Here is a 7780-nt window from a genome sequence, read left to right on the forward strand (position 1 = left end):
TGAGGGCCTATAGCTCAGTCGGTTAGAGCAGAGGACTCATAATCCTTTGGTCCACGGTTCGAGTCCGTGTGGGCCCACCACCTCAAAAGCCGCGCATTGCGCGGCTTTTTCATGCCCGCAAGAAAAAAGCTAGACCAGTCCTATAGTCCAAAGGTACAAATTCAGTACAGTGCCGGTACAGCGGCGCGCTTTTGGAGCAGGAAAATATGGCCACCATCGTCAAAACGGATGCCGGCACCTGGAAGGCCCTGGTACGCAAAACAGGCTGGCCGACCAACACCAAAACCTTCCGCACCAAGCGCGATGCCGAAGACTGGGCACGCCGCACCGAAGACGAAATGGTCAGGGGTGTGTACATCCAGCGCAGCGGCTCCGAGCGCATGACCTTGGAAATGGCGCTGAAACGCTACCTCAGCGAAATCAGCCCGACCAAGAAGCCGACCACTCAGCGCGCCGAAGCCACCAAGGCCCAACAGTTGATCAGCCACCTGGGCAAATACTCCATGGCCGCCCTATCCGCTGAAATCATCGCCGGCTACCGCGACACCCGCCTGGCCTCGATCACCAATCGCGGCAAGCCCACCAGCAACAACACCGTGCGCCTGGAGCTGGCCCTGCTCAGCCACCTATTCACCGTGGCGATTCAGGAATGGGGCCTGGGCCTCAGCTTCAACCCGGTGCTGAATATCCGCAAACCAAGTCCCGGCGAAGGCCGCGACCGGCGCTTGTCTGCAGAGGAAGAACGCCGCCTACTGACTGCCGTAAACAATCACAGCAACCCCATGCTTGGCTGGATCGTCCGCATCGCCCTGGAAACCGGCATGCGCTCGTCAGAGATCACATCCCTTCGACGGCACCAGGTAGACCTGAAAAAACGCGTGGTACGCCTCTCAGACACCAAGAACGACAGTGCTCGCACCGTCCCACTCAGCAAATGGGCCACCGAGACCTTCCAGGCGGCGTTGAACAACCCTATACGCCCGATTGACTGCGACCTGGTGTTCTTTGGTGAGCCGGGCAAGAACGGTAAGCGAAGCCCCTACGCATTCACTAAGACATGGGGTTTGCTGAAGACCAAGCTAGGTATGCCCGACCTGCGCTTCCACGATCTGCGCCATGAGGCGGTAAGCAGGCTGGTCGAGGGCGGCCTATCTGACCAAGAGGTTTCAGCAATCAGCGGCCACAAGTCTATGCAGATGCTCAAACGTTATACGCACCTGCGCGCCGAAGATCTTGTGGACAAGCTGGACAACTTAAAGCGCTAGCGCAAAGCCCGTGTGATCGCCAACTGGCGACATCCAGCAGCTCCGTAGGTAGGTGCCGCTATACGCTGAAGCGTGTTCCGACGATTGCGCTGGTACCCATGCAGGCACCATTCGGCCGTAAGGGGATGCACGAGGATGATCAGGTGGCAGAGCTGCCAAACGAATGCTGCCGCGCATTGCCTCCCCTTTCAGTAGCTCCAATTACTCGGTACATCTCCAGTCCGGCAGTCGGCCTGTACGAATCGATCCGGCACCTCAATGTCAGTGTGAAAAAAGGTAGTGAAGTCGAGATCTGGAACCGGTGGTGCGACCAATACACGTTCCTGAGTTGGCCCTAGAAAGATCACCGGGTGCGTGTCGGGAATACCGTTGCAGTTGTGCTTTGCATTCAGATCAAGCACCTGGGCCATCAAGAAGATTTTCTGGTCTAAGCGCTTGTTGGAAAGCTCGTTGTTATCCCAGCCACCCACGCGGAAAATTACGAACGCCCCAAGAATGATAGTCATGACGGGCATAAACAGAGCCCAGATCTCGTAGTTCTCGACGACCGCCTTGAGCCCCCGTCTAACAGCACAGAGGCTCACAATCAGGGCGCCAATCGCAACGCCAATAAGCCAGGGCTTGGCCAGTTTGAACAAAACCAGTGCAGTGGTGAACGCATAGGTGCGAGGGAACGATGCAGCATCCACGCCAAAGACCGCATTTACCTGACTTGCTGCTTTTCCACTAGCAACCAGAACCATCGCAGTGAAAATGATGTACACGATCCAGCGAGCGGAGGTCAGCGACCAAATTGACTTCCAAAATGGGGAACGCTCAAGGACGCCGCAAATGAAGACCAGTGCCAATACCACGCCGCAAACGCTGAGCACCAACAGATAGGGGTTAATAAAAGTGAAGTCTGGGTTCGGCTCGATGGAATTGGTGAACAATACGAGCCCTAGGAACGCGACAATCCCCAGCGCCATGCGCATGCTGGACTGCTCTCTGCCTGCCTCTCGGTCATTCAAGATCGACAGCTTAGTTAAATGGCGATGAATACCAGCTAGGTGATATTTCACTGTTTTCGGGGAGTTTCTGGTGGAGACGTCGGAATCGTGCCCCCTTAGCTCCTTATGAATATCCACAAGCAGATCATTTTGAATGTCGTTCGCATTTTTCACAGCGTGAATCAACCCTAGGCTCATAGTTAGCTAAGGCCTCGGCAGAGGCCTGGTTTATCACTGTGGCGTAGCCCGTTTCTGGCCGATTGCAGTCCTTGGTAGCCTCAGTTCGCCCTCAGTCGTTTGGCTTCGTGGACAACGCACTCAACCAATCTTCACTAAGAGCCTGCTTGTAAGATTCTCGCGCCAGGTTCAAAACTTCAGTCGAGCTTGGCTCAACCTCACTGAATGCAAGCCGCTCAGCATCTCTCGCAACCTCAAGCTTCAAGAGTTGCACTTGCGCATCCCTCTCCGTCGCCGCATCGAGCCAGCCTGGTCCCTCGCCATAGCTGCGACGAAACATCTCAATCAGCTGATTGAAATAAGGCCTGGCAGCGTTCCGCTGAGAACTCGGCCGCTCGGGGTAGAACTGCTTACTCACCCCGTTCACGCATGCCACATGGCCGTTCTTCGCGTCCGTCACCCCAGTAGCAAGCCAAAACGCAAACTCCGGCCATAGCTGCGCCACGGACTCCAGCATCTCCGCGGTCGGTCGCTGCTTCGCGTTAAAAGCCTTCTGCCAGCTCGTAGCAGGAATGCCCGTTAAAGCCTCCAGCTCAGACCACCGGCGAGTCTCAGAGGTATTTCGATGAATGACCGCTCGAAAGCGATCTTGGATGGAGTACACCCTTGACCTCACGCATGAATAGGATATAAATTCCAACAACTGCGATAATTTATCCTAATTTGCAGCTGTTCTATCTACTTTACCTCACATTGTTAAGGAGAGCACCAGCATGGCGACTAGTACCGAGCAACTCCTTATGGAGCAATTCAACAGCCCCCTGCTGTCGCTCGCACAGGTGGCCCAGATTCTCAACAGGAGCCCTCAAGGGCTGCGGATTACGCTGAGCGGCGACAATGAGATTGCCCGCAAGCTTGGCCCCGCAAGGAAACGAATTGGGAAGCGAGTTCTTTTCCGCGTATCAGATCTCGCGCAGTTCATCGACGAAGCCTGATCGCTATGAGCATCAAAGCCATGAACTGGGCATGGGAGCAGCAGCTTCCACCAGTGCCGAAGCTCATCCTCATGGCGCTCGCTGATAACGCAGATGATCACGGCTACTGCTGGCCGAAGCTAAAGACGATCGCCGCCAAGTGCAGCACTTCGGAGCGCACGATTCAGCGCACCATCAAGACCTTGCTAACTGCAGGCATGTTGAAGAAGGACGCTCGATTCGATGCCAACGGCCGACAGGTTTCTAACGGCTACACACTCGTACTGAGCTACCCCGACAAATTGTCACCCCCAACTGATGGCAGAGATGGGAAGGGTGACACCCCCGTCGCCCCCGGGGTGACAAAGCTATGTCAGGGGGAGGGTGACATGGCTATGTCACCCCTAGAACCACCACATGAACCATCAAATGAATCCTCAACACCGGGCCTGGCAATACTTGCACTCCTCGATGCCGAAGAACGCATACAGCTCGCACGATTGATCTCCGACGTGCCCGCAGACCAACAGGAAGCGCTTACTGCGCTTCTGGTCGATGCGCTGACCAAGGGAGCAATCCAAACCTCCCCATCACGTTGGCTGAAAGCCGTCATTCGTCGCAGAGGACACCAAGCGACACAGCAGACGCTACCGGAGCTATCAGAAGCGGCGTATGTCGAGCGCCTGATCCAAGGCGGTATCGCAGCGGAAGACGCCCTACAAATTGCCAGGCAGACCTTCAGCCATCGCATCACAACAAAGCATGCAGCGACTAAAGCGGCACCCATCCCTCAAGGATCAATGAAAACTGGGTGGAAACGTCGCGCTACTGCGGGCCTGGCCAAAGCAACCGAGAAAAACGCTGCTCATTGACACTTGAGGGACGGAGCATGAGCGAAATCGACACTCATCCAAACAAAGCCGAGAAGCCGGCTGGTCAGACGCTCTCACAACGAATTGCAGCCCGGATTCAGAGAAAACCTGATGCCAGCACTACAGCTCGCAACCGCAGCGCCTTTCTCAGTCTGAGAAACGAAATCCAGCAAGCCTACACAGACGGCTGGTCGCTGCTGGCTATCTGGAAAACGCTGCACGACGAAGGGCGTGTTTCCTTCACATACCAGGCCTTCCGGCGGTACGCACACCAGCTGATCGATTTACCAATGTCGGCAAGCGGCAGCCAACAGCGGAGTAGGAAAGCACCCGTACCGCGCCCTCAGCCCAAAGCCGCGGCAGACGCCTTTGCGTTCAAGGCAAAGCCCGCCAAGGAGCCTCTGCCATGAACAACAAACGCCATGCAGTCGTTCAAGTATCAACGGAACCGTTCAATTTCCGTTCATCTGGCGTTAACCCATCGCTGAACGGCAGAGAGGCGATCCGTTGGCGACTCAAGGCGGCCATTAATCGGCATGAAATGCCGGGCAAGACAGGTGAAGTAGGCCCATCCGCAAGCGGATCGGCCTTCTTCACTCCCCCCACATTCGCGCTACGCGCTCAACGGGTGTCTTGCTCTGCGAGGCGCCGGCTACCGCCAGCAGAAGCGAGAAGCTAAGAGCATGAAAAAAGTTCAAAGCGAAGCGACGAGAAAAAGCAGCCCCCCCATCAAGGTCTACTGCCTTCCAGATGAAAAGGCGCACATAGAGGCCGGCGCCAGAAATGCAGGAAAAACGGCGTCTTCCTATTTGCTTGCATTGGGGATGGGGTACGAGGTCGGAAGCGTCATTGACGCTTATTTGGTCGGGGACTTAGTGAAGATCAATGCCGACCAGGGGCGTTTGGGCGGACTGCTGAAAATGTGGCTGACCAATGACGAGCGCTTCGCTGGCTTCGAGGAAGCACAGATGCGCCGAACCATTGGGGTGGTGCTGTCAAAAATCGAGGAAACGCAGCAGGCGTTATTGCAACTAGCCATGAAAGCGTATGGAGACGACGATGAAAATTTTAGCGGCTAAAAAACTGTGGCTTCTGGCCTGCCTCACCAGCTCGTTCATCAGTTTGAACGCCAAGGCGGGCATTCCCGTCATCGACGGCGGCAATCTCACCCAGAACGTGCTGACTGCCATGGAGAGCGTGGCGCAGACACTGAAACAGATCGAGCAGTACCAGACCCAACTGCAGCAATACGAAAACATGCTGCAGAACACGGCAGCGCCCACAGCCTACATCTGGGATCAGGCCAGCCAGACGATGGACAGGCTACGTAGCGCCATTGACACCCTGGACTACTACAAGCGCAGCTTGGGCAGCATCGACGGCTACCTCGGCAAGTTCCAGGACGTCGCCTACTACAGAGCATCACCTTGCTTCTCCAACGCCGGCTGCAGCGAAGCCGAGTGGGCGGCGATGAACGAGAACCGGCGCCTTGCCTCCGAGTCGCAGAAAAGGGCCAACGACGCGCTGTTTCTTGGCCTGGATCAGCAGCAGGCTGCGCTGCAACACGACGCCAACACACTGCAGCAACTGCAACGCCAGGCTCAGGGCGCGACCGGCCAGATGCAGGCCATCGGCTACGCCAACCAACTGGCCAGCCAGCAGGCCAATCAGCTGCTGCAGATTCGCGGCCTGCTGGTCGCCCAGCAAAACGCCATTGCCACCCGCATGCAGGCCGAGGCCGACCTGGAGGCCAAGCAGCAAGCCGCCCACGCTGCCTCGACCGAACGGCGCATAGCGCCCACCCAAGCACCCAAGAACTGGCTGGACATGAACCGCTAAGGAGAGCCCCGTGAAAAGACTACCCCTGCTGCTGCTCACCCTTCTGGCGCTTGCTGGATGCGATGACCAGCCAAATACCCAAGCCATACCCGAAGTCAGTGATGCCAACTGCACCCTGGAAGTGATCAACCAGATCGAAGACCGGGTGGCCCGGGCGGAGTTTGCCGGCCAGTGCTCCAGACGCTCGGGCACTATCCAGCCCACCGAGCAACCGAAGAACTGGCTTGAACTGAACGGCTCGCAAGGGTGACCGCATGAAAACGCTCAAGAACACCAGCCTGATCAGCTGCTGCCTGCTGCTTGCACTCTACTCTGGCGGCGCCGCAGCCCAACTCACCAACCAAGGCATGCTGGATCAGGTCATTACCGAGTTCAGTAGCCGCGCAACCACCTGGCAGGCAGTCATCCTCAATGCCGCGTCCTGGCTGTTCTGGACACTGGGCACCATATCCCTGGCCTGGACATTCGGCATGATGGCCCTGCGCAAGGCAGACCTGGCCGAGTTCTTTGCCGAGTTCTGCCGTTTCATCCTGTTCTTCGGCTTCTACCTGTGGCTACTCAGGAACGGGCCGGAGTTTGCGACCTCAATCATTAGGTCGCTGCAGAGGCTGGGCGAGCAGGCATCTGGCATAACCTCGGTCACGCCATCCGGCATCGTGGATATCGGATTCATGCTGTGGAAGCAAACGCTTGCTGGCATGTCCACCTGGAGCCCGGTAGATAGCCTGGTTGGCTTAGTGCTGAGCCTGATGATTCTGTTCATGCTGGCGCTCATCGCGATCAACATGCTGATCATGTTGGTGTCCGGCTGGTTGCTGATCTACGCCGGCATCTTCTTCCTGGGCTTCGGTGGCTCCCGCTGGACTTCCGACATGGCCATCAACTACTACAAGACCGTCCTGGGCGTGGCCGTTCAATTGTTTGCCATGGTGCTGCTGGTTGGCATTGGCAGCGACCTACTCAATAGTTTTTTCGCCAAGATGACCAGGGGCGTCCTCAACTTCGAGGAGCTGGGGGTCATGCTGATCTTCTGCCTCTGTCTGCTGCTTCTGACCAATAAGGTGCCGCCCATGCTCGCCGGCATCATCACAGGGAGCAGTTCGAGCGCAGGGGGCATTGGCAACTTCGGGGCCGGCGCAGCGGTCGGCGCAGCAATGGGAACGGTCGGCATGGCTTCTGCCGCGATGAGCATGGCAGGCTCCACCGCCATGGCCGGAGCCCAGAATGTGGCCGGGGGCGTTTCTGCTATCAAAGCAGCAATGCAGAAGGCACAGGGAGCGATGGATGAAGGCGGCATGCCCATTTTCCAAAGCTCTGCAGGGGAAGATGGCAACAGATCGGACAGCCCGCTGGCCGAAGCAATGGGGGACCCTGGCGGCAGTGCGCTACAGCAAGCCGCCAAACTGGCCGTCGGCACCACTGCTGAGCTTGCCAAAGGTGCAGGTGCAGTTATCGGGGAGAAAGCTGCCAAGCTCAGCAGTAACTTTATGGAGCAAGCCCAGCAGACCCTCGGCGGCCAGATGGCAGCAGCCATTCGGGGCCAGGAGGACGATCAGCCCAACAGCATCGGGCCAGGAAGCGAAAGCGGTGACTCGCCAGAAGACGAGATTGCCGAGTTCGTTAATCGCGGCCGCCGAGACGAAAAATTTTAGCGGCTAAAATTA

Annotated in this window: 10 protein-coding genes and 1 tRNA gene; 9 read left to right on the forward strand and 2 right to left on the reverse strand. The window is 57.2% G+C overall.

The window, feature by feature from the left end; translation table 11 throughout:
• Positions 1–3 precede the first annotated feature (3 nt).
• Both A9G05_RS19530 and A9G05_RS19535 read left to right on the forward strand, forming a co-directional pair.
• Positions 4–80: transfer RNA gene (locus A9G05_RS19530), tRNA-Ile, on the forward strand.
• A gap of 126 nt (positions 81–206) precedes the next feature.
• Positions 207–1265 (forward strand): site-specific integrase, encoded by a 1059-nt coding sequence (locus A9G05_RS19535; protein WP_069562529.1) that lies wholly within the window; start codon positions 207–209, stop codon positions 1263–1265.
• 188 nt (positions 1266–1453) lie between these two features.
• Here A9G05_RS19535 and A9G05_RS19540 read toward each other — a convergent pair whose 3' ends face one another.
• Together A9G05_RS19540 and A9G05_RS19545 are read right to left on the reverse strand one after the other, a co-directional pair.
• Positions 1454–2428: a hypothetical protein gene (locus A9G05_RS19540; RefSeq protein ID WP_139131188.1), complete on the reverse strand. Its 975-nt coding sequence runs from the start codon at positions 2426–2428 to the stop codon at positions 1454–1456.
• Positions 2429–2543: 115 nt separating this feature from the next.
• On the reverse strand, positions 2544–2948 hold the full coding sequence (locus tag A9G05_RS19545; RefSeq protein WP_069562531.1) for a hypothetical protein: 405 nt from the start codon (positions 2946–2948) through the stop codon (positions 2544–2546).
• 256 nt (positions 2949–3204) lie between these two features.
• Here A9G05_RS19545 and A9G05_RS19550 point away from each other — a divergent pair, with 256 nt between their 5' ends.
• The 7 genes from A9G05_RS19550 to trbL all read left to right on the forward strand — a co-directional run bounded on the left by A9G05_RS19550 (position 3205) and on the right by trbL (position 7768).
• The gene (locus tag A9G05_RS19550) at positions 3205–3426 is read left to right on the forward strand and encodes a helix-turn-helix domain-containing protein (RefSeq protein ID WP_069562532.1); all 222 of its coding nucleotides are present in this window, start codon (positions 3205–3207) and stop codon (positions 3424–3426) included.
• 5 nt (positions 3427–3431) lie between these two features.
• Positions 3432–4277 (forward strand): helix-turn-helix domain-containing protein, encoded by an 846-nt coding sequence (locus tag A9G05_RS26740; RefSeq protein ID WP_083272613.1) that lies wholly within the window; start codon positions 3432–3434, stop codon positions 4275–4277.
• 17 nt (positions 4278–4294) lie between these two features.
• Positions 4295–4687 (forward strand): TraK family protein, encoded by a 393-nt coding sequence (locus A9G05_RS27365; protein WP_139131189.1) that lies wholly within the window; start codon positions 4295–4297, stop codon positions 4685–4687.
• Positions 4688–4960: 273 nt separating this feature from the next.
• Positions 4961–5356: a conjugal transfer transcriptional regulator TraJ gene (gene traJ / locus A9G05_RS19555; RefSeq protein WP_069562533.1), complete on the forward strand. Its 396-nt coding sequence runs from the start codon at positions 4961–4963 to the stop codon at positions 5354–5356.
• The gene (gene trbJ / locus A9G05_RS19560; RefSeq protein ID WP_069562534.1) at positions 5325–6116 is read left to right on the forward strand and encodes a P-type conjugative transfer protein TrbJ; all 792 of its coding nucleotides are present in this window, start codon (positions 5325–5327) and stop codon (positions 6114–6116) included. The genes traJ and trbJ overlap by 32 nt, the downstream gene beginning before the upstream one ends.
• A gap of 10 nt (positions 6117–6126) precedes the next feature.
• The gene (trbK, locus tag A9G05_RS19565; protein ID WP_069562535.1) at positions 6127–6366 is read left to right on the forward strand and encodes an entry exclusion lipoprotein TrbK; all 240 of its coding nucleotides are present in this window, start codon (positions 6127–6129) and stop codon (positions 6364–6366) included.
• A gap of 4 nt (positions 6367–6370) precedes the next feature.
• Positions 6371–7768 (forward strand): P-type conjugative transfer protein TrbL, encoded by a 1398-nt coding sequence (trbL, locus tag A9G05_RS19570; RefSeq protein WP_069562536.1) that lies wholly within the window; start codon positions 6371–6373, stop codon positions 7766–7768.
• Positions 7769–7780: the final 12 nt, after the last annotated feature.

It is taken from the genome of Pseudomonas sp. ENNP23, from assembly GCF_001728945.1.
Classification (GTDB): Bacteria; Pseudomonadota; Gammaproteobacteria; order Pseudomonadales; family Pseudomonadaceae; genus Metapseudomonas; species Metapseudomonas otitidis.

Excerpts from the sequence above, each read along its gene's own strand:
- A9G05_RS19535 (WP_069562529.1), top strand. The coding sequence starts at position 207 with ATGGCCACCATCGTCAAAACGGATGCCGGCACCTGGAAGGCCCTGGTA.
- A9G05_RS19545 (WP_069562531.1), bottom strand. The coding sequence starts at position 2,948 with ATGCTGGAGTCCGTGGCGCAGCTATGGCCGGAGTTTGCGTTTTGGCTT.
- A9G05_RS19550 (WP_069562532.1), top strand. The coding sequence starts at position 3,205 with ATGGCGACTAGTACCGAGCAACTCCTTATGGAGCAATTCAACAGCCCC.
- A9G05_RS26740 (WP_083272613.1), top strand. The coding sequence starts at position 3,432 with ATGAGCATCAAAGCCATGAACTGGGCATGGGAGCAGCAGCTTCCACCA.
- A9G05_RS27365 (WP_139131189.1), top strand. The coding sequence starts at position 4,295 with ATGAGCGAAATCGACACTCATCCAAACAAAGCCGAGAAGCCGGCTGGT.
- traJ (WP_069562533.1), top strand. The coding sequence starts at position 4,961 with ATGAAAAAAGTTCAAAGCGAAGCGACGAGAAAAAGCAGCCCCCCCATC.
- trbJ (WP_069562534.1), top strand. The coding sequence starts at position 5,325 with ATGGAGACGACGATGAAAATTTTAGCGGCTAAAAAACTGTGGCTTCTG.
- trbL (WP_069562536.1), top strand. The coding sequence starts at position 6,371 with ATGAAAACGCTCAAGAACACCAGCCTGATCAGCTGCTGCCTGCTGCTT.